This is a genomic window from Helicobacter sp. UBA3407, from assembly GCF_949747025.1.
GTDB lineage: Bacteria > Campylobacterota > Campylobacteria > Campylobacterales > Helicobacteraceae > Helicobacter_D > Helicobacter_D ganmani.
In genome coordinates, this window is sequence record NZ_CATKCB010000099.1 from 1 (window position 1) to 21,549 (window position 21,549).

A 21,549-nucleotide genomic window follows, 5' to 3' on the forward strand; every position below is an offset into this window, starting at 1 on the left:
TAATATAGCTTAGAACATAAGGTAAGCGTATCATTCCCCATAAGCTTTTGGAGTTTAGAATCATTGCATTGCCTAATTTGTAGGCTAAATGGGATTGGAGACGAGCAGTAGCACTGCCACTTTGAGATTGGAGAGTTTGGATTTGCTTTTGCAAAGGAGCAAATTTTACTTTGTCCATTCTTATGCAATACTCTTCAATGATTTCTTTAATCGCCTTAAAATTGGGGAGAATGTGGCTGAAGTCATATTCGGATTCTACTTGCACTTCTACATTGTATGGAATCTCATAATTCCATTTGCCTCCACGCGCAAGATAGAAACAAACTACATTTGCAAAATCAATATCAGGGCAAATTTGTCTATCTTTGTGAAGCCACACACTAGATTCTGTCATCGGCTCATTTTCCGTGTTAATCCTAAAATAACTTTGTCCATCAATCTCTAGGATAGAATCCAAAGTATGCACAAGCAAATGCCCATCAAGAATCGTTTTAACGACTTTTGATTTTTGATTGCTTAGCACAAAACTCACGCTATTTTTACGAACTAACCCGAGATTCCATATTTTAACCCCTACGACTGCATAGCCCTCCATTTCTTCTGGAAATTGGATTGCATTGTTTTTCGTTATTTTATAAGTTGTTTCTTGGTAGGTAGAATTACCATAATGTATGGGTGTAAGGGATTCTGCACCCATACATTCAACAGGAGAGAGAATCGCAAAATCTGGCAAGTCCTCCGCACAACCCATACGAGGCTTTGGCGATTTAAATTCATCAAAAGATTCTATAATCCTCTGACCAACTAAACACATCAATGCATATATTTGATGATACGCATCTGTGGTATTATAAAACTGAAGTAATCCCCATTTTTTATATTGCTCGTGTATATCCACTACATTGAATCCATAATAATTTGCTTTTGACTTTAAAAGTGCATTCAAAGAAAGATTATCATACACAAAGGGTAAAATCAAGAAAATCACTTTTTTATTGAATTGATAGAGTTTTTCGCACAGCCAACAGAAATTTCTCCCTATCGTCTGGAGGTTGAATCCTTGCGGTATCATATACGAATCATTAATATTAGTCTCAATAACAATAAAATCTGCTTCACTTAAGACTTTTTGATTCTTACTATGGACGAGTTCAAAAAGATTTTGCAGATTATCCGTGCCACCAAGCGCAAGATTTGTTAGCTCTATATTTTCTTGTCTTAAGCCCTTTTGCAAGCCATTTACCGCAATAGAATTGCTCCCACCTAGCAAAACGACTTTTGTTTTTTCTTTCATTCTAGTTCCTTTAATGTGTTTTTTCAATGCGGACAAGTTGCGTTTCATTTCTTAGCACGGAAAACCGCTTCTTTTACCGCATTCAAATAGCTTGTAGAGTCCGCTTTGTTTTGATAAGCAATATCAAATGCTGTGCCGTGATCCACAGAAGTGCGAATAACTGGCAGATTAAGCGTTAGATTAATGCTTTCTTTAAAATATAAAGTTTTGAGTGGAATCAAGCCTTGGTCGTGATACATTGCGACATAATAACGCAGATGCTTACCCACAAATGCAGTATCCGGCACAAGAGGTCCTATAAAAACTTGTTTTTTAAGCGTTTGATTTGCTTTATTAATTGCTTGCGTAATTGCCTCCTCCTCCTTGCCTAGCACCCCAAAATCTCCTGCGTGCGGATTTAAACCAAGCACGCCACAGGGTGTTTTTGTAACATAAGGTGCGAAATGAAGCAAAAAACTTTTCAGAGATTGCACTTGAATGGATTGTGGGACACTTTGCAATGGAATATGGTCTGTAAAAAGTGCCACATAAAGTTTAGGCGAACCTAACACCATTATAGCTTGCTTTTGCTTCATCTTTAGCAAATCTCGTAAGGCTTCTGTATGCCCCACATAAGGAATCCCAGCTAATTGCCACGCTTTTTTATGAATCGGCAAAGTAACGAATGCCTTTGCCTTACCTTGCAATGTGAGATTAAGCGCACTCAAAAAACTAGCATAAGAATACGCGCCACTCTCTTTGGTGATTTTTGCAGGCATAATAGGAGGAATCTTGGCATTAGGGGCAATACACTTTAAATGTTTGGGTAGTTTTATTTGTAGCATTCTAGCCGCTTCTTGCAATAATTCTTTCTCTACACAATAAAGCGGAGTGCAAAGTTTAGAAATCCTCTTGTGATTTTTAAGCAGAATCTCCAAGCCTATGCCATTAGAATCCCCAATACTAATTGCGACTTTCATCTACCCTCCATTAATAACACGCCCCTTTTGTATCTAAAGTAAATTTCATATTTGCTTGCGGAGAGGGGATAATAAGTTTAAACTCCCTAGATTCTAATTTCTTAAGAGGAATCTTATAATTTTCTATGTGCATAAATTTAGGCTTAATTTTATACCGCAAAGTTTTGATTTTTTTTAATCCCATTGGAATAAAATTCACGCTCAACACACAACCTCTAAAGTCTATTAAACCCACATTGGTAAATTGTCCTTCAATATAATACACATCATCATAATGCAGTTGTTCATTATGAAAAAGCGTAAGGTCTATTTGCTTGACATAAGATTCCATAATCGTCTGATAAATAAAAGGAGAGCCAAAAAGAAAAATTCCGCTAATAACAAATGTTAAGGTTGCGAGCAAAGCATTAAAACGCAATGCTATGCTTAGTAAAAAAAACAATAAGATAATTAAAAAAATGCAACTAAGCACCAAATAATCAGGCAAAGAAAAATAATGGATTGTATCTAGCAGAGCCATTAAATAATTTTTCATTTCGTCCATAATCTAGCTTAACCTTGAATCATTTTTCTTGACGCGAATTTTTTTCCTCAATTCCACTTAACCCAAAACGTCTCACAATCTCTTGTTTTACCAAATCGGGTGAAATATCGCTAAAGCTAAGCCCAACAAGTGCGTGATAGAGTAAATCTGCTGCTTCATAAATAATTTCTTTAGAATCTTTATCTTTGATTGCAAAACCAAGTTCTGCAGCTTCCTCCACGATTTTTTTTGCAATCGTATTCTCACCTTTATGATAAAGTGAAGCCGTGTAAGAAGTTTTAGAATCTGCACCTTTGCGCTCTTGTAAAATATGGTAAAGAGAATCTACCACTCCATAAATCACGCTCATATCCGCTTGGGATTCTAAGGCAGTATTTGTTATCTCACCTTGACTAACAAGATTAAAAAAACAGCTTTTTGCGCCACTATGACAAGCAACACCTTTTTGCTCCACTTTTACAAGCAGGCTATCCTTATCGCAATCTAGCAATATTTCATAGATTTTTTGTGTATGTCCGCTTTGCTCACCCTTTTTCCAAATGCGCTGCTTGGAACGCGAAAAATAATGCGCAAAACCACTTTGTAGGCTTAACTCTAATGCTTCCTTGTTCATAAATGCAAGCATTAAAACTTCCTGTGTCTTATAATCTTGTGCAATAACAGGAATCAAGCCATTGAGCTTTTCCCACGCAATTTGTTTGAGAATTGCCTGCACTTAAAATTCCTTAATTACTCACAGAAGTTGCGCGTTGATTATCTTTAGAATCTAACCAAATATTTGGTGTTGCACCACCGGGTGTTAAGAAAATCTTTGCGTCGCGATTATTTTGTAAAGCCTCATTGAATTTTCCTTGCACCTCAATCTGACGCAACTGCAAAAGCGGAGAATTAAGGCTTTGGCTAATCAAACGATTCGCTTTGGCTTGTGCATCGGCTTCAATGATAGTTGCGTCCGCAACACCTTTAGCTAGTGCAGCTTTTTTCTCTGCCTCTTGTTTTGCGCGCTCTACCTCATATCTTGCACGCTCGGCTTCTTGTCGCGCAACTTGCACGCGTTCAATTTGTTCTTTAATTGCGACAGGCAAGACGATTTCGGTTAATTGGATAGAAACTAATTCCACAGGACGGTTCTCAAGCCCATTAATGTTTTCGCGGAATTTGTGGTCAATCAAAGTTGCGATTTCATTCCGCTTAGTCGGTAATTCCTCCGCAGGGAAGCTTCCTACGACATTGCGCACAATTTCACGAATCACGGGAGTAATGATTCTCTCTTCCCAATTTTGACCCCAAGTTGCAATGGTTTGCGGCACACTTAAAGGATCTAGCCGATACTGCACTGCAAGCTCCACCGACACAGACAAACCCCTAGAATCCAACACACTAATGGCTTGGTTTCTTAGGCTTCCCTCATCACGATTACGATAACTTGAAGTTTCTACACTTGTAAATTCTGCGATTCTAACTTTTGTATTTACTGCAATAATTTTTTGAATGCCAGGAATATAAAAATGAATGCCCGGCTGCAAAGGAGTCGGGTCAAATTCCCCTGTCGTAATCTTTACACCCACTTCACCACTATTGATGATTGTAAAAGGCTTAAGCAAAAAGAGTAAAATCACAAGAATTACTAGTAGATACAATCCTACCATTTTTTTACCATTTGGCATACTAAAATTCGGCATTTTAGGGGTTTGAAATCCACGATTTTTGTTGTTTCCGCTATTGCCTCCACCCTTGTCATTGTTAGAATTATTGCTAGTATTTGAGTCGTTATAATTTCTGTTTTTTTGTCTTAAATGTTCGTTTAAATCAATGGGCATATCAAACCTTTATTTAAATGTAAGTTAGCCAATGGGAGAATTTCTCATCTCTCCCATAGACAACATCAAAAAACGTATTTTGGAGTTTATGAGTTATTTCACCTCGTCTCCCACTACCAATCACACGCGCGTCTAACTCGCAGATAGGTGTAACTTCCGCCGCAGTCCCGACAAAAAACGCCTCATCGGCGATATAAACTTCATCACGCGTGATATTTCTGCGCTCTACTTTGATTCCCAAATCTTGTGCAATTGTAATAATGGAATCCTGCGTAATAGATTCTAGCACGCTATCACTTGGAGGAGTGATTAAAACCCCATTACGCACGATGAAAAAGCACTCTCCACTTCCTTCTGCTACCATTCCATTCTCATCAAGCAATAAAGCCTCCTCATAACCGCATTCAATAGCCTCAAATTTTGCCATTTGCGAGTTTAGATAATTGCCCACCGCCTTTGCCTTGCCAAAGAGTGATTTTGTAGAATTTCTAACAATAGATGAAGTTTTGACGCGAATCCCTTTCTCTAATCCCTCATCGCCGAGATATGCACCCCATTCCCACGCTGCTACACTCGTTTGCACTGGCGCATTTTTATGATACACGCCCATTACGCCATAGCCTAGATAAATGATTCCGCGCAAATATACATTGCCATTGAAAGCATTGTCCTTTAGCACATCTATATGCGCCTTTGCGATTTCCTCTTGTGTGTAGGTTGGGACAATCGCGACAATCTTAGCAGAATTTATCAGCCTCTTTGCGTGGTCTTGTAGGCGAAAAATCGCCATTCCTTTATCAGTCTTATACGCTCTTGTGCCCTCAAATACACCATTACCATAATGCAATGTATGTGTGAGAATATGGACATTCGCTTCTTTCCAAGGCACTAATTTGCCGTCCATCCAAATTGATTTTGCTTCATTCATTCTAAATCTCCATAGCAATAAAGCCAATATTGCCTTAATTTTTAAAATGCAGAGTGTAACAAAATCTTGCTTAAAATTAAGTTTTGCAAGATTATGGATTGTTTCTAGCCTCGCCCTCTCAAGAATGTAGTGAGTGAAACGCAAGGACGAGTTAAGCTTCATCTTTGCGAGAAGTTGCTTAGTGCAACTTCAAGGCAATCCGTAATATAAGTCAAAAGCGAATATTCAATGGAATCGCAAAAGCTTGTTTTATTGCACCATTCAAGCATTATTCCTCTTGATATTTTTCTTTATCCCAACCACCGCCAAAGGCTTTATAAAGACTAATTGCTGCACTTAGAGTTTCTAATTTCGCACTTTGCTGGCTTAACTCCGCACTAAAGAGAGAACTTTGTGTACTAAGCACTTCAAGGTAATTCGTGTAACCTTCACCATAGCGTAAATTCGCGAGCTCCAATGTGCGCTTAAGTGCTAAAACCTGCTCATCTAAACTGCTCAACTTCTCTCCTGTCATTTGATAATTAAACAAGCTTTCTCGGACTTCACCAAAGGCAGTGCGCAAAGTCTGTCCATAGTTTAGAATCATCTCTTCATATTGAGATTTAGCCAAATCTACATTAGAGCTTGTGCGTCCAAAATCAATCAAATTTCCAACAAAGTTTCCTCCGAAATTCCATGTAGAATTAGAAGTATTCACAAGCTCATTTAATTGCGGGCTTACATAACCAAAAAGCCCCGTTAAAGAAATCGTTGGAAAATATGCACTTCTTGCGATTCCAATATTAAAATTTGCAGCTTTGAGATTCTGTTCTGCCGCTTCAATGTCTGGTCGCTTCTCTAAAATACTAGAGGGCAAACCTGCCTCAATCATAGGAGAATTAGGCAAATCTTGTGGTTGTGTTGGAATCTCATTAGCAAAAACTCCCGCTCCGTCGCGTCCAAGCAAAATCAAAAATGCACTTTGTGCAGCATTTTGCTCCATTAAAAGGCTCTGCAACTGCGCACGCACACTTGCCATTTCGGATTTCGCTTGTTGCATATCAATTTCAGAAATTTTACCTACATCAAACTCTTTCTTGCGATATTCGTAATTTTCCTCGCGACTTTTTAAGGTATTTTTAGAAATCTGCACTTGATTATTTAGTGTTAGGATTCCAAAATAACTTTCTGCAACATTTGAAACAAGGCTTAAGCGCACCATATCCCGATTTGCCTTCACTGCAAACAACTGCGCCAAAGCTCTTCTGTCCGCATCTCTTGCGCGTCCCCACAAATCAAGCTCGAAGCTCAAAACCGCACTTAAAGAGAAATTGTTGTAATTGTCTGGCTGATTTTGCGCTAGATTTTTGCGATTCTTTGTTGCCCCGCCCTGTGCTTGGATATTAGGATAGCGGTCGCTTCTCGCATAGCTCCATTGACTACGCGCCTGCTCTACTCTTTGCATTGCAACAAGTAAATCATAATTATTCTGCAATGCTTCCTCCACAAAACGATTTAAAGTCTCATCTCCAAACTCTTCCCACCATTTTTGCGAAATTGCTATTTCTTGCGCAGATTGTATTGCCTCTTGAGAATCCGGCAAGTTTGTTTGTGGTTGCGCATATTTTGGAGAAAGAGAACAACCACTTCCTAAAATAGCCAATATCGCAAGAGGAAAACAAATTTTAAAAATCTTAAACATGTTTGCTCCTAAAAGACGCGATAAATTCGCTAAATCTTGCAAAATAAGTATAAAAAAGCGGAATAAAGAAAGTAGCAATAAAAGTTGCTGCAAGCATTCCACCAATGACACCTGTTCCGATTGCGTGGCGACTAGCTGCCCCTGCACCCGTGCTAATTGCGAGAGGAAAAACACCGATTGTAAATGCAAGCGAAGTCATTACAATCGGGCGGAATCGCAATCTTGCTGCTTCCACCGCAGAATCATAAATATCCTTACCCTCGTGTTCTCGCGCCTGCATTGCAAACTCAATAATCAAAATCGCATTTTTTGCTGCTAGTGCAATCAAGGTAATCAACCCGACTTGGAAATAAATATCATTGTTTAATCCTCTAAGCCAAGTTGCTAAAATCGCACCAAACACCGCAAAAGGCACAGCAGTAACAACTGCAAGAGGCATAAGCCACCGCTCATATTGTGCCGCTAGAATCAAGAAAACAAAAACAAGTCCAAAGATAAAAGCAACCGCTCCTGTCCCACTGCTTGCTTTTTCTTGATAAGAACTTCCCGAAAATGCAATCGTATAACCCTCTGGCAAAACTTCATTAGCGACTTCTTCAATCGCCAAAAGTGCGTCCCCTGAAGAATAGCCCGGTTTTGCATCTCCTGAAATTTGTGCTGCCGGGAAGAGATTAAATCGCTCCAAAATATCTGGACCAATCACGCGTTCATATTTTACAAGCGCGCTAATCGGCACAAGTTCGCCACTATTAGAGCGCACAAAGACATTACGCAAATCCTCTGGCTTTTCTCTAAAAGGACTTTCAGATTGCACATTCACCTTGTAAGTGCGCCCAAAGAGATTAAAATCATTGACATAATATGCCCCAAAAGTTGCTTGAAGTGTCGTAAAGGCATCAACCACATTCACCCCCATTGCTTTTGCTTTTTCTCTATCCAAATCTATGTGATATTGCGGCACATTTACGCTCAAGGTTGTTCGTAGTCCTGTGAGTTCTGGACGCTTTTGTGCAGCCTCTAAAACAAGCTGCGTGTTTTTTTGCAACTCTTGCACAGGAGCTCCTGTGCGGTCTTGTATATACATTTCAAATCCATCTGTCAAGCTAAGTCCCATAATCGGTGGAGGATTGAGTGCGAAAATAATTGCGCTAGGATATTTCATAAGCTGTCCTGTTAGAGAGCCCGCTAAAGCTTGAGAATGCTGCCCTGCACTCTTTCTTTCTTTCCAATCTTTTAACATAATAAACGCTGTACCACCATGACTTCTTACTGCACTTGAGAGCATATCATAACCTGCGAGTGTCATAATAGAATAGGAGTTTGGATTATTCATTACTGATTCTGCCACAAAATCTGCCATTTGTGTTGTTTTGCTAAGAGCAGTTGCTGGTGGAAGCTGCATAGAAATAAGCAAAACACCCTTATCTTCTGATGGCACAAGCCCACTTGGCACACGCGTAAAAAGTCCTGCTGTAATTGCCAATAACCCCACAAAAAGAATCACATACAAACTTCCACGTCGAATCGTATGCGCGACTTTTTCGGTAAATTTATGTGTAAGCCAATCAAAGAAAGTGTTGAATTTCTTAACAATATAAAAAGGCTTTGGTTCTTTTGTTTTAAGGATTGAAACACAAAGTGCAGGCGTAAGCGTCAAAGCAACAAATCCTGAAATAACAACTGAAATAACAATAGTTACCGCAAACTGCTTGTAAATCTCTCCACTAAATCCTCCAATAAACGCAACAGGAATAAACACCGCAGAGAGCACCAATACAATTGCGATAACCGGGCTTTGAATCTCCTCCATTGCCTTAATCGTGGCTTCTTTTACGGGGAGTTTTTCTGCGTGAATAAGTCGCTCTACATTTTCTATAACAATAATCGCATCATCTACGACGATTCCAATCGCCAAGATAAGCCCAAAAAGTGTCAATAGATTGATAGAAAATCCGAGCAAATACATTCCCGCAAATGAGCCAATAATAGACACTGGCACTGCAATAACAGGAATAATCGTCGCCCTAAAGTTTTGTAAAAAGAAGTAAATAACAATCACAACAAGAATAATTGCTTCAACAAAAGTTTTAATCACCTCACCGATAGATATTTTCACAAATTGTGTTGTATCATAAGGAATCGCATACTGCAAACCATCAGGGAAATCTTTTGAAAGCTCCTCTAGCTTTGCAGCCACACCATCGGCGACATCTAACGCATTGGCTCCAGGTTGCAAAAAAACACCAAAGGCAACTGCCTCTTTTTGATTATAGTAAGCATTCACACTATAATCCTCCGCCCCCAATTCAATCCGTGCAATATCCTTAAGACGCAGAGCAGAACCATCTTCGTTTGTCTTAATCAAAATTTCCTCAAACTCTTTTGCATCACTAAAACGTCCTTTTGTTGTTACACTATAAGTAAATTCTAAATCCTTTCGCACGGGTTCTTGTCCAAAGAATCCTGCGGCAAACTGCGAATTTTGCTCTTGAACTAGAGCAATTACTTCGGAGGGAGTAAGGTTGTATTTGGTCAATTTATCAGGAGAAAGCCAAATACGCATAGAGTATTCTTGTCTGCTAAAGAGTGTTGCATCACCAACGCCCGGCACACGTTTTAACTCATCTAAAATATTAATTGCGGCATAGTTTGCAATATAAGTTGCATCTTGATTGGGCATATCAGAAAATAATGAATAAACCGCCAAAATCGTAGAAGACTGCTTATTAACTGTTACGCCATACCTTTGGACTTCTTGTGGTAATTGACTTAACACAGCTTGCACACGATTATTTACATTGATGGTTGCTTGGTCTGGGTCTGTTTCATTGGTGAAATACACATTAATGCTTAAAGAACCACTAGAAGTGGAAGAACTTTGCATATAAATCATATTTTCTACCCCATTGATACTATTCTCCAATACACTTGCAACGGTATTAGAAATAACTTCCGCACTTGCGCCGGGATAAGTAGCAGATACTGCGACTTCTGGTGGAGTTACTTGAGGATATTCCTCCACTGCCAAAGAAAAAGCCGACAAAGCCCCAGCAATGACAATGATAATGGACATCACCATTGCCAAAACAGGACGTTCAATAAAAAATTTAGAAAACATTAAAGAATCCTTTGCTTAAGGCTTAGCCTGATTGTTTGGAGCTTGATTGGTCTGTGCCTGATTGAGCGGAGTTACTGGAGCACCCGGGCGCAATTTAATCAACTGACTTGTAACAATTATATCTCCGTCATTCAAACCACTTTTGATTATCACATCGTTACCGATATTATAACCTAACACCACAGGTGTTGGCTGGGCTTTCCCCTCCACAACTTTAAAGACAAAGCTTCCTTTGGCGTCTTGCATTAGTGCTACTTGTGGAATCGCAATGCAATCTTTTGCGATGATTCCATCTAAACGAATGCGCGAAAATTCTCCGGGCACCAACAAATGCTCTGGATTCTCTACAATAGCACGCGCTTTAATTGTTGCCGTACTTGGTTCTAAAACGCTATCAATAAAGTCTAATTTACCAAGATTATCAAAAGGTGTGCCATCAGAAAGCAGATAAATCACCTTGACATTTTCATAATCCAAAGTGCGCAAGAAATAATAATCATTGCTAGGGATAGAAAATTCTGCGTGGATTGGGTCTAATTGCGTAATGGTTGTGAGCAAATTATCTGCTCCTACTTTACCCACCAAATCACCGATGTCGTAACGCTTCATACTGATTTTACCACTTGCAGTTGCCATTACATCAGTGTAACCCAAATCAATCATTGCCGCGTCCAAGTTCGCACGCGTATTTTCATAAGTAGATTGTGCAGAATCATATTCTTTTGGGCTAAGTGCTTTATTTTTGAAAAGCTTTTGTGCTCTAATCCAATCACGTTGTGCAGCTTTAAAAGCTGCTCGTGCCATATTGACAGCTGCTTGATATTTGTCAGGTTCAATTTTAAAGAGCTTATCGCCCTTTTTAACCAATGCACCCTCAACAAAATATTGCTCCAACAAAACTCCCTCTACACGTGCATAGATTCCTACACTCTGCAAACTTGTTAGCTTTGCAGGATATTCAAAGTTAATCGGCACATCTTGTCTTTTAACATTATGCGTATTAACAGGAAGTGCCATATTTTGCTGTTGTTCTCCGCCTTTATTTTCTTTAGAACAACCTGTTAATAAGACAACACCACAAAGGACGCCTAAAAATAATTGAGAAAGTATTTTAAGATAATTTTTCATTTTTCCTCTTTTATATGAATGATTCCAAGCATAGGGCTTGCTTGGTATTTAAATGCCTGTAAGACAATTTGTTTTGTAAAAATTTTGCGTAATGGCAATTACACAAAATTTAATGCGATATTTTAACTCAAAAAAACCTTAAAAATAATAAAAAATCCTGAACTGCTTTAAAAAAACTTCAAAATTCTATAAGACAAAAGAGGTTTCAACCTTTGAGATTCCATTGTTTTTTGCAATCTCAAAGCTACGGATTGCCACGATTCCATAATATAGAATCTCGCAATAACGCATTGTCTAATTTTGCAACCTTTCTGCTTTGTCCCATTCCAAAGGCGTTATAATCTCTCTTAATTGCATTTGTAATTGCTCGTATTTTTGGCAAATACATTCTGTTGCGCTTTGCAATCCCTCACCAATTCCGTCCAATGTTTTTATAACTTGACGCGCTTTGATAGAAATATCTTGCAAAACTCCATTGGTCATTGCAGGGCTCATCACTTTCTTACTCAATTTTAAAGTCATCAAACTGATTAATTCGCCATTTTTTTGCATCAACCTTGAAACATTTAAAATATCCTCCAAATCCGTTTGGGCAAATGTTAAACTCTCTTTTAACTCTTGTGTTTTAGAGTGCAAAACAGCCAAAAATTCATAAGAATGTTTGGAATCTTTTTTGACACTCTTGCTTTTGTGCGCATTTTTGGTCTTGGCAAACTCAATACCATTGCAATCTTGCAACAAATTCTTTAAACGAATTTCAAGATTCATTAAGGTTTGCATATGAATGTGAGAAATGATTTCAAAACTTTTTTCTTTAGATTGATTGGCAAAGTTTCTATCTTGCAATTCCTTGATAGCAATATGGAAAGATTCTATATCCATTGTCATTGTATCAATACAAACTGCTCTTTGACGCAAATGCCCAATCTGCGCCTCATAATACTGCCTTAACGATTCTATTTCCAATTTATTCAACATCAATATTACCCTTCTTTAGTGTTTATCAATAATTCTAAAGTGAAGATTGCAAAAGAATTGCTTACCTAAAAGAATCTGATATGATAGAATAATGAGAAAAAATTTGCCAAATGAAGAGAGGAATAAAAGCGGATTTTTTAAATTTAGAGATGTTAATTTTTCTACTAAAAGCCCCCCCCCCCCCGCAGGAATAGCCTTTAAGTAAAATAAGATTTATTGTGGTTTGTTTGAATTGTAAAAACATTTCATTCCTTAAATACGCTCAAATGATAGAATAAGTTTCTAATCCACACTAGACTAACAAGCTAAACAATGATTTATTTTATAGAGAATAAAATTAAGATTCCATAAAGTTATATTAATCCATCAAAATTTATGAGAATTTAAGGAAGAGGGAGAATGGTACGCCCGGAGGAATTCGAATCCCCGACCTACAGGACCGCAACCTGTTGCTCTATCCAGCTGAGCTACGGACGCATATATGGTGGAGTGTAGGAGGTTCGAACTCCTGACCTCAACGCTGCCAGCGTTGCGCTCTCCCAGCTGAGCTAACACCCCTACACTTTTACTAAAAGGCGTAATTATAGCAAACAAAGCTTAAATTAAATTTTAAGCTTTTGTAGAGAGTGCAAATAAGTTTCCACCGCACTTTGCAATTCCTCTAAGCTTCCTGAATTGTCAATCACATAACTAGCCATTGCGCATTTATCTTCTAATGGCATTTGCGATTCTATACGACAAAGCGCATCTTGCTCACTTAGGTGATTGCGTTTCTTAAGACGTTCAATCTGTAAATCCTTTGTTGTGTAAATCAGCAGAGATTGCTGAATTGGATAATGTTTTGTCTCAAAAAATAAAGGAATATCAATAAAATATAAAACCTTTTTACTTTCTTGCTTTTGCGCTTGTTGTAGAATCTCTTTTCGGATTTTTGGGTGCAAAATGGATTCCAACTTGCCCCTAGCAACTTTGTCTGCAAACACAATCTTTCCTAATTTTTGCCTATCAATCCTCAATGCGCAATCACTACAATCTGCACTTAAGATTTCATCACCAAAAAGCGCAATCACTTCTTTTGCGCTAGAATCCAATATCGTATGTGCAATCTCATCTGCACAAATAATATGATACCCATAAAGCTTTAGCAGCGAAGCCACTGTGCTTTTGCCACTTGCGATTCCACCGCTTAATGCAATAGCATATCTAAGCTTCAATTTTTCGCTACTCCAAAAAGCATGTTTTTAACGGATTTTGGTAACACAAATGCACTCAAATGTAAATTTGCGTGATAATATTGCAATCCCTCTAACATATCTGCGCGTTGCAACTGAATATCCGCTGTGGGGTGATAGATTTTAGAGGCAAAAATATAACAATCTTGTAAAAGAGACAAAGGCGCGAAACAAGGCATTTTCACCCTAAAATCTCCCAAAGATTCCAATAAACGCTTGACTTCTAAGGTTTCTAAAAGAATCTGTGGTGATTTTATCATTAAAATTCCTTTTTCTTCTAGCAAAGGCTGATAATCCTGCGCTTGCTGTGCAGAATCCAAAAGCAGGACAATATCATAACTTACCCGATTTTCTTGTGTATTTTGCCTTAAAAATTCTTTGCTTTGCTGTGGAATCAAAGTAAAGCGCGGGGATTCCATCACTTCTTTATAATGCGGAAAAAAGCTAACAAGCGATTCTAAAACCTTTAAATCAAATTGCAAAAAATCTACGCATAAATCTTGATGACGCAAAAATTCAAAAGCAATTTCTAAGTTGAAACTTCCCGCAATCAATACACGCTTGGGTGCTCTGTGCGAACAAGCCAAGAGATGTGCCAAAAACTCACTTTGCACACAAAGCATTTTTTGAAGCAACATTCCTTCTTCTAGCAAGGCAATCTCACCAAATGCTTTGGAGGTAAAAAGCTCCAATGTATGCCTTTCACCTTTGACTTCGTGCAATTTGCGTTCTATTTTATATTCTTGTTGAAATTTATCGTTATAGGATTTTGTAACCCACATATTTTTCCTTTATTCGTTAAATCTCAAAAGCCTATTGTAATTTTGGTAAAAATATCTTTAAACTTATATGTTTAGTTCAATACCAAATAAAAATCTTTTCCTATAAAGAAAATTTTACTCATTCCCTTGCTTTCTTCTACTACAAGAATCTTTGTAGAAGCATTAAGAAAGTTTTGCACCAAAATGTCTTCGTGTGTCATCGTATTGGGTTCGCACATTTTACGCGTCATTCCGACATTGTCTAGGTGGAAAGATTGCTCTTGAATCAAATAACTTCCAAAAAATTGATTACATCCAAAAGTGCCATAGATTTGATTTTTGGAGAACTGCAAAATCGGGAGATTCTCTACATTTTTTTCTAAAATAATGGTTTTGCCTTTGAAATGATATGAATGGATTTTCCATTCTTTTTTGGATTCCAAAAGCGTTACAAAATCCACTTCCTCACAATTCTTAGCCGTCTTTGTTCCTTGATGATAGCAGGGAGCAAACTTTAGGTCATTGGGAGTAACAACACTAGAACTACAACTTACAAAGGCAAAAGCCGCCGCACTCATCGCCATACCAAACAAACCCCATTTCAAAATTTCTTGCATTTTACGCATACTTACTCCTTAATTTAAACGTACAATATTTACCTTTGCGTTAGAACGCAACTTTTCAAAATATTCATAAATCAAATAATCCTCTTTTTGTTCCATTATTTTTTGCAAAACTACATTGCGCACATTATCATAAGGCAAAAGCGCAGGATTATTTTTTGCCTTAATCAAAAACACAACAAATTCATCAGAAACAGGAAAAATCGGAGTGAATCTGCCGATTGCCCCTTGTGTAAAAGCACTGACGATTTGCGGATGTAACTCCATTGTTTGCAATACTTCATTTGTCTTTTGCACATTGGGCAAAACGACTTTACCATTACTTTGGACAACTTTTTCAAGTGATTTTGCCTCTTTGCTGAAGTATTTGACGACATCTATGCTTTGAGGGATAGAAAATTCTTGCTTGTGCGTATTATAATAATTTTCAAGCTCTTTTTCATCTGCCATTCTCAAACCCTCTTGCGTAATAGATTGATAAAGCTTTCTTTTTTGCAAATTGCGTTTAATTTCCTCTTTGTAATGCTCCCAATTTCCGCCATTCCCTTGAATATAATTTCTCACTTGCTCCAATGTTGCCTTTTTTTGCTTTGCGATTCGTGCAATCTCATCTTGAATCTCTATCTCATTGACAATAATTTTTCTTTTATCTATTTCCTCTTTATGCAAGCGGTCATTAATAAGCAAGTCTATCGCAATCTGTTGCGAAACTTTGTCGCGTTGCTGTATTTTATAAACTTCCATTAAAGTAACAGGATAATCATTGACGAAAAATGCGATTCCATTCACGAGAGAAGGGGCAGCAAATAAGCTAGAATGGGCTAGCAAAAAACCAAAACCCACAAAATAAACAAGAAATTTTAAATTCCATTTGTGTTTTGCCATTATGATTCCTAAAACTAAATTTTGAGCAATTTTAGCAGAATCTCTCTAGGTTTTTGTTAAAATGCGTCAAATCTTTTAAGCACATCTTGCAGAATTTTATCAAAGCATACAAAACTTTCCAAGTCAAGCTCTTCACGCACAGAATGCGGATGAGAAATATTTGGACCAATAGAAGCAAAACAAATGGAGGGATATTTTTGTTTTAAGATTCCACATTCAAGCCCTGCGTGAATACTTTTTAGTTGCGCGTTAGAATTGTGCTTTTGAGCAATTTGCAAGACATTTTGCAACAATTCGCTTTCCTCTCTCTCCCAAGGCGCATAATAATCCAATAATGCAATTTCAAAACCCAATGCTTCTAATCTCATTTTCTCTTTGGCAATATTGTCCTGCATTAAAGATTCTTGATTCCCTCTCCCCATTACTACAAATTCTATCTGCACTTTTTCACCCTGAAAGTCTTGTTGCAAAATGCCAAGATTGCTTGAGAGAATCGGCTCGGTATTTTGGGTAACTATGACGCCATTTTGTAAGCCCAAAATAGCTTCCAAAAGCTTACGAATATCAAAAGTCTTTCTTTGTTTTTCTAGTGGTTTTTTCGTAACTTTAAATTGTACACAATCCTCTAAACTTCCTTGTGTGATTCTTTCTAGGATTTCTTTGCATTGCGCCTTTCTCTCCTGTGGAATCGCAACGGATAAAGTCGCATTCACAGGAATAGAATTTCTCTTTTCTCCCCCACAAAACTCTATTGCTAGCGCACCACATTCTATAAGAGATTGTGCCACTTTGGCTAATTCCAAAATCGCATTAGGAATTCCTTTGTGGATTTCAATTCCACTATGTCCCCCAATAAAACCTTGCGTGCAAATCTCCAAAACCTCACAATCTTGTGTGATTTCAAGGCTTGGAAAAGACATTTTGCATTCCAAATCATAACCACCCGCACATGAGCATACTACCTCGTCTATCTCCTCACTATCACAATTTAGCATATACGGAGCCAAAAGAGGCAGTGCAATCTCCTTTGCTCCTATCATTCCTACCTCCTCATCTATTGTAAAGAGACATTCTATATTTTGGCAATCCCTTAATGCAAGCAACATACAAGCCAAAGCCACGCCATTATCTGCCCCCAAACTAGAATCCTCCGCACACAAAAATGCTTTGCCCTCACGCTCTATAAACTTGGGTTTTACCAAAAATTGTGCAGATTGTCCAACATACACCATATCATAATGTCCTTGCAAGCACAACTTCGGTAAGCCTTTTGTGCATAGCACATTGCCCGCTGTATCGCATTGTACTTTTGCGCCAAACTTCTGCGCTTTTTCAATAATCCATTCTTTTAATGTTTGCGTTTGGAAGCTTGAATGCGGAATCGCACAAATTTCCAAAAATACCTTTATGGGTTCAAAATTCTTATATTTTTGCATATTTTTTCCTTTAGATTTTATGAATTTTACAATATTCTACAATTTTACCATGGAATCTTGCAAAGAGCAGATTAAGCGGAATCTTAAAGCCATAAAGCGTGCAAACCTTGTCATAATTTTCATACACTCCACTGCTTAACCAAACTTGTAAATCCTCATAAGACTCCAAAGTATAACCATAGCTTTGGAGTAGCTTATAAGTGTATTTGTCTGCAACCATTACTTCTTTTCCTAATCCATAGCACAAAATCGCATCGCAACTCTCGGCTCCAATGCCCTTTTGACTCAAAAGCCACTGCCTTGAAACTTGCGCACAAAAACTTGCATAGTCTCCAAAATCTTTTAAAATATTTTGACAAAGTTGCTGGATTCTTGCTGCTTTTTGGCGGTATAATCCGACATTTTGAATGAGATTCTGTAAGGTTGGCAAGGACATCTCACTCAAAGAGTTTAGATTCAATACTTCTTTGTTTTTTAATTTTTCTAACGCACTAGAAACTTGCTCCCAACGCGTATTTTGTACCAAAATCGCCCCGACAATTACTTCAAAACTTAGCGCATTAGGCCACCACCATAAATCTTTTAAGGATTCCAAATCCGCTAAAGAAATCTCTACAAAGTCTTGTGGAATCACTGGCAAAAGATTCTGCGACTTTAGATACTCTAGCAATTCATAACTATCTGCGATTCTCATTCTCTGCCCTTAATTTTATCTAGCCATTCCTTTAAAGTCTTTTCAAACCCCTTAGGTAACCACTCTACAAACTTCAAATCCTTATGAAGATATTTTTGTTCTACAAAACCACCAAAATCGTGAGGATAAAGATAGTTTTTGTTAAATTGCACAATATTTTGCGGAATCGGCTCGTTGGGATTCTGCTCTACATATTGCAATGCCTTATCAATGGCACAATAGGCACTATTGGATTTGGGCGAACTGCTAAGATAAATCACGCATTGCGCTAAAAGAATCCTTGCCTCTGGATAACCAATCTTTGCAACACTTTGCAAGGTAGAGTTAGCTAAATTTAACGCATTTGGATTCGCATTTCCGATGTCCTCACTCGCTAAAATCACAAGACGACGCGCAATAAACTCCGGATTCTCACCCCCAGCAATCAAACGCGCAAGATAATAAATCGCTGCATTCTCATCGCTTCCACGAATGCTTTTAATCATTGCGGAAATCAGATTATAATGCGTATCTAACTCACTCGTTCCACTTAAATTTGTTTTGCGGAAAGTTTCTAATAACTCCACATTTAAGGGCAAATCCGTGCTTAAAGCGCAATCCAACAGATTCAGCATTGCCCTTGCGTCGCCGCCACTTGTTTGAATTAAAAAATCTCGAATTTCTGTGCTTAGTGCATAAGGTTTTAAAATCTCTTCTAAATCCTTTTTCTCTAGGGGATAAAATTCAAATACCATTGAACGCGAACGAATCGCTTGAGTGAGTGCAGAATAGGGATTTTCTGTAGAAGCTCCCAAAATTAACGCTTGATAATTTTCCATAATGGGCAAAAGCATTTCTTGTTGGGTTTTGTTTAAACGATGCACTTCATCAATAAAAATCAATGGTTTTTGTAATGTATTTTGATAATTTTTCAAAATTGCACGCAATTCCTCTGACTTGAAGCTTGTCGCATTTAGAGAATAAAAAGGAGAGTCTATTGCTCTAGCAATGAGAATCGCGGCACTCGTTTTGCCGCTTCCGGGAGGTCCAAAGAAAAAGCTATGTGGCATCTTACCGCTCAAAATAAGGCGCATTAAAGGAGCATTTCCTCCAAAAAGATGCGATTGTCCTACAAAATCTTGGAAACTTTTAGGTCTTTTATTGTATGCTAAATTTTTCATTTTCACTCTTTTAAGGAAAAATATGTCAAAGTTTGTTCCTTTGCTACTTGGGATTTTCGCAGCTTTTATGGTGCTTTTTATGATGTATGGTATAGGCAATCCTGTGTTTTAACAGGATTCATCATTGTTTTTGATATTTTTTTAAAATCTTTAAAACCTTTTTGGGTTTGTTTGCAATTTGGATTAGTTCTAATTCCTTTTTTGAAATAACGCCCTCTTTTAACATCGTGCATTGAAGCCATTGCATAAATCCTTTCCAATAATCTTTGCCATACAAAATAATCGGGATTCTTTTGTGCTTACCTGTCGCAATTAACACCAAAACCTCGCTTAATTCATCTAAAGTGCCGAACCCTCCGACTGCTACAATGAATGCGGTAGAATTATAATTAAAAACGATTTTTCGGCTGAAAAAATTTTGAAATTTCAGTGGCACTTCTACATAAGGATTCATTTGTTGTTCGTGGGGAAGTTGGATATTCAAACCAATAGATACAACCGAATGATTTTTCAATCTTGCGCTAGGGAACATCAAACTTTGAGTTTTTTTGTATTGTATCAGCCCGCGATTCGCTGCTTCCATAATCCCAGGACCGCCCCCTGTCATAATAGAATAACCCTTTGCGCCAAGTTTTTGCGCTAGCTTCATAATGGATTGATAAGCTTTACTCTCGCAACTCACACGCGCTCCGCCAAAAATCGTAACAATATTATCCAAATTTTCTAAAGTCTTTAATCCGTCTTTAATCTCTGCTTTTAATGCGCTTAAATCCATATTTTAGCCTTTTTAAATTTGTTTGATTGATAAATGTTAAGAAAGTTCTATGTGGTACGCTCAGAGGGAGTCGAACCCCCAACCCTCAGATCCGAAGTCTGATGCTCTATCCAATTGAGCTATGAACGCATATTTTAAAATTTAAAATAAGGTATAATAATATCTCAAAAAAATTTAATAATTACTAAAAGGAAAGACAATGAAAAAGTTATTCTTAGCTTTGTTGTGGATAAGTCAAATCACTTTTGCGCAAGATGCACGACAAATCATTGCAGTAAGCATTCCTATGCAACAAGAATTTGTGCAAAAAATAGTGGGGGAACAATACGAAGTATTTGCCTTAATAGAATCTGGAATCAATCCCCACGACTTTGAGCCGAAGTTTTCAGATGTCAAAAAAGTAAATTCTGCTTTAGCTTATTTTGGTCTTGGAATGGAGTTTGAAGCTATTTGGCTAAAGCGATTCAAAGCACAAAACAAGGCTATGAAAATCTATGATAATAGTTCAGGAATCACAAAAATTAACTTTGCACATTCACACGAAAAACACAAGGGACATTCTCACAATGAGGGGGACACACACATTTGGCTCTCTACGCAAAACGCTAAACAAATTGCACAGAATATTTACGAGGCTTTAAAAGAATTAGACCCAAAGACAGATTATTCAAAAGCTTATCAAGCCCTCCTTGCTGAAATCAATCAAACCGATATGCAATTAAGGCAAATCTTAAACACCTTAAAAGAACATCAGAAATTTGTTGTTTTTCACCCTATGCTTGGGTATTTTGCTAGAGATTATCACTTAGAGGAAATTGCGATTGAGATTGAGGGAAAAAGTCCAAAAATGCAAGAAATGATAAGCGTCATAGAAACGATTAAAAACAATAATCTTAAAATCATTTTTGCCCAACCGGAATTTTCCACCAAAGCCGCAGAATTTATTGCCAAAGAAAGCGGTGCGCAACTTGGATTCTTTTCCCCTTTGCAAATCCCTTGGAGCAAGAATCTCTTAGACTTTGCTACTACATTAAAAGAAAATGCGCAAAAAGAATAGAATCTCTTAGATTCTTATGTGTGCGCTTTTTAAAGATTCCACTTGCGCCCTTGTAAGAGATTCACTAAGTTTTCGTTATTGCGAGATTCCACAAGGAATCGCGGCAATCTACAATTCTAACATATTTATGATTCTATAATCTTATTCCTTGCAAGATTTTTGCTTAATTAAATATTTATTTATTTTCGCTCTTTGATTCATGAAACGAAATTCCATCAAAAAACTCACAAATATCCACTTCTAAAACTTTAGCAATTTGCAAAAGATGTTCAATATTAAAATGCGCTCCTTTTAACCCAATTTCAGCAAAAGAAACAAGACTTACGGAATTGTGTCCTATGGCTAAAGAAAGTTTGAGCTGGGAATAATGATTTTTCTTCCTTATTTTTGCAACATTTGCGCCGATTTGTTTATAAATTTCTTTAATCTCTTCAGGCTCTAGTGGCAACTAAATCACCTTATCATAATAAGTTAAA

General features: G+C 37.6%; 20 protein-coding genes and 3 tRNA genes. 1 reads left to right on the forward strand and 22 read right to left on the reverse strand.

The annotated features are described in order from the left end of the window. From Q1553_RS02495 to Q1553_RS02595, 21 genes are all read right to left on the reverse strand, one after another. A partial coding sequence (locus Q1553_RS02495) for a hypothetical protein (protein ID WP_300842735.1) occupies positions 1-1,294 on the reverse strand: 1,294 nt, incomplete at its 3' end. Between the two features lie 44 nt (positions 1,295-1,338). Continuing rightward, positions 1,339-2,253: a 4-hydroxythreonine-4-phosphate dehydrogenase gene (pdxA, locus tag Q1553_RS02500; RefSeq protein ID WP_115551157.1), complete on the reverse strand. Its 915-nt coding sequence runs from the start codon at positions 2,251-2,253 to the stop codon at positions 1,339-1,341. A 10-nt stretch (positions 2,254-2,263) separates the two neighbouring features. Further along, positions 2,264-2,797 (reverse strand): DUF2393 family protein, encoded by a 534-nt coding sequence (locus tag Q1553_RS02505; RefSeq protein ID WP_115551158.1) that lies wholly within the window; start codon positions 2,795-2,797, stop codon positions 2,264-2,266. A 19-nt stretch (positions 2,798-2,816) separates the two neighbouring features. Further along, the gene (gene hisIE / locus Q1553_RS02510; RefSeq protein ID WP_115551159.1) at positions 2,817-3,512 is read right to left on the reverse strand and encodes a bifunctional phosphoribosyl-AMP cyclohydrolase/phosphoribosyl-ATP diphosphatase HisIE; all 696 of its coding nucleotides are present in this window, start codon (positions 3,510-3,512) and stop codon (positions 2,817-2,819) included. Between the two features lie 10 nt (positions 3,513-3,522). Continuing rightward, positions 3,523-4,617, reverse strand: coding sequence for an SPFH domain-containing protein (locus Q1553_RS02515; protein ID WP_115551160.1), 1,095 nt, complete (start codon positions 4,615-4,617; stop codon positions 3,523-3,525). Between the two features lie 13 nt (positions 4,618-4,630). Beyond that, positions 4,631-5,545 (reverse strand): branched-chain amino acid transaminase, encoded by a 915-nt coding sequence (locus Q1553_RS02520; RefSeq protein WP_297571408.1) that lies wholly within the window; start codon positions 5,543-5,545, stop codon positions 4,631-4,633. A gap of 268 nt (positions 5,546-5,813) precedes the next feature. Beyond that, entirely contained in the window at positions 5,814-7,226 is a 1,413-nt protein-coding gene (locus Q1553_RS02525) for an efflux transporter outer membrane subunit (protein WP_115551161.1), read from the reverse strand. Further along, a complete protein-coding gene (locus tag Q1553_RS02530) occupies positions 7,219-10,344 on the reverse strand; it encodes a multidrug efflux RND transporter permease subunit (RefSeq protein WP_115551162.1) in 3,126 nt (1,041 codons plus the stop codon). The genes Q1553_RS02525 and Q1553_RS02530 overlap by 8 nt, the downstream gene beginning before the upstream one ends. 15 nt (positions 10,345-10,359) lie before the next feature. Next, complete coding sequence (locus Q1553_RS02535; RefSeq protein WP_115551163.1) at positions 10,360-11,472, reverse strand: efflux RND transporter periplasmic adaptor subunit; 1,113 nt, start codon at positions 11,470-11,472, stop codon at positions 10,360-10,362. Positions 11,473-11,766: 294 nt separating this feature from the next. Continuing rightward, positions 11,767-12,450 (reverse strand): hypothetical protein, encoded by a 684-nt coding sequence (locus Q1553_RS02540; RefSeq protein ID WP_297571410.1) that lies wholly within the window; start codon positions 12,448-12,450, stop codon positions 11,767-11,769. Positions 12,451-12,850: 400 nt separating this feature from the next. Beyond that, positions 12,851-12,927 (reverse strand) — tRNA-Arg (locus Q1553_RS02545). Positions 12,928-12,932: 5 nt separating this feature from the next. Then, a tRNA-Ala gene (locus Q1553_RS02550) sits at positions 12,933-13,008 on the reverse strand. A 44-nt stretch (positions 13,009-13,052) separates the two neighbouring features. Then, on the reverse strand, positions 13,053-13,664 hold the full coding sequence (coaE, locus tag Q1553_RS02555; protein WP_115551166.1) for a dephospho-CoA kinase: 612 nt from the start codon (positions 13,662-13,664) through the stop codon (positions 13,053-13,055). Then, complete coding sequence (locus Q1553_RS02560; RefSeq protein WP_297578106.1) at positions 13,661-14,464, reverse strand: spermidine synthase; 804 nt, start codon at positions 14,462-14,464, stop codon at positions 13,661-13,663. Before Q1553_RS02560 ends, coaE begins: the two co-directional genes overlap by 4 nt. Before the next feature lie 71 nt (positions 14,465-14,535). Continuing rightward, positions 14,536-15,069, reverse strand: coding sequence for an META domain-containing protein (locus tag Q1553_RS02565; protein ID WP_297600753.1), 534 nt, complete (start codon positions 15,067-15,069; stop codon positions 14,536-14,538). Positions 15,070-15,078: 9 nt separating this feature from the next. Beyond that, on the reverse strand, positions 15,079-15,951 hold the full coding sequence (locus Q1553_RS02570) for a peptidyl-prolyl cis-trans isomerase (RefSeq protein WP_297600749.1): 873 nt from the start codon (positions 15,949-15,951) through the stop codon (positions 15,079-15,081). A gap of 56 nt (positions 15,952-16,007) precedes the next feature. Further along, positions 16,008-17,387 carry a M20/M25/M40 family metallo-hydrolase gene (locus Q1553_RS02575; RefSeq protein WP_297578111.1) on the reverse strand — a complete coding sequence of 460 codons (1,380 nt, stop codon included), beginning with the start codon at positions 17,385-17,387 and terminating at the stop codon, positions 16,008-16,010. A gap of 10 nt (positions 17,388-17,397) precedes the next feature. After that, on the reverse strand, positions 17,398-18,075 hold the full coding sequence (locus tag Q1553_RS02580) for a 3-methyladenine DNA glycosylase (RefSeq protein WP_297571442.1): 678 nt from the start codon (positions 18,073-18,075) through the stop codon (positions 17,398-17,400). A gap of 2 nt (positions 18,076-18,077) precedes the next feature. Beyond that, positions 18,078-19,241 carry a replication-associated recombination protein A gene (locus Q1553_RS02585; protein WP_297571415.1) on the reverse strand — a complete coding sequence of 388 codons (1,164 nt, stop codon included), beginning with the start codon at positions 19,239-19,241 and terminating at the stop codon, positions 18,078-18,080. Positions 19,242-19,362: 121 nt separating this feature from the next. Next, positions 19,363-20,016, reverse strand: a complete 654-nt coding sequence (locus Q1553_RS02590; protein WP_297578113.1) for a TIGR00730 family Rossman fold protein — start codon at positions 20,014-20,016, stop codon at positions 19,363-19,365. Positions 20,017-20,068: 52 nt separating this feature from the next. Beyond that, positions 20,069-20,145: transfer RNA gene (locus tag Q1553_RS02595), tRNA-Arg, on the reverse strand. A gap of 70 nt (positions 20,146-20,215) precedes the next feature. Between Q1553_RS02595 and Q1553_RS02600 the strand changes: the two genes are divergently transcribed. Continuing rightward, positions 20,216-21,073, forward strand: coding sequence for a zinc ABC transporter substrate-binding protein (locus tag Q1553_RS02600; RefSeq protein ID WP_300842736.1), 858 nt, complete (start codon positions 20,216-20,218; stop codon positions 21,071-21,073). Between the two features lie 175 nt (positions 21,074-21,248). Here the strand turns inward: Q1553_RS02600 and Q1553_RS02605 are convergent, their stop codons facing one another. Next, on the reverse strand, positions 21,249-21,521 hold the full coding sequence (locus Q1553_RS02605; protein WP_115551175.1) for a helix-turn-helix transcriptional regulator: 273 nt from the start codon (positions 21,519-21,521) through the stop codon (positions 21,249-21,251). Between the last annotated feature and the right edge of the window lie 28 nt (positions 21,522-21,549).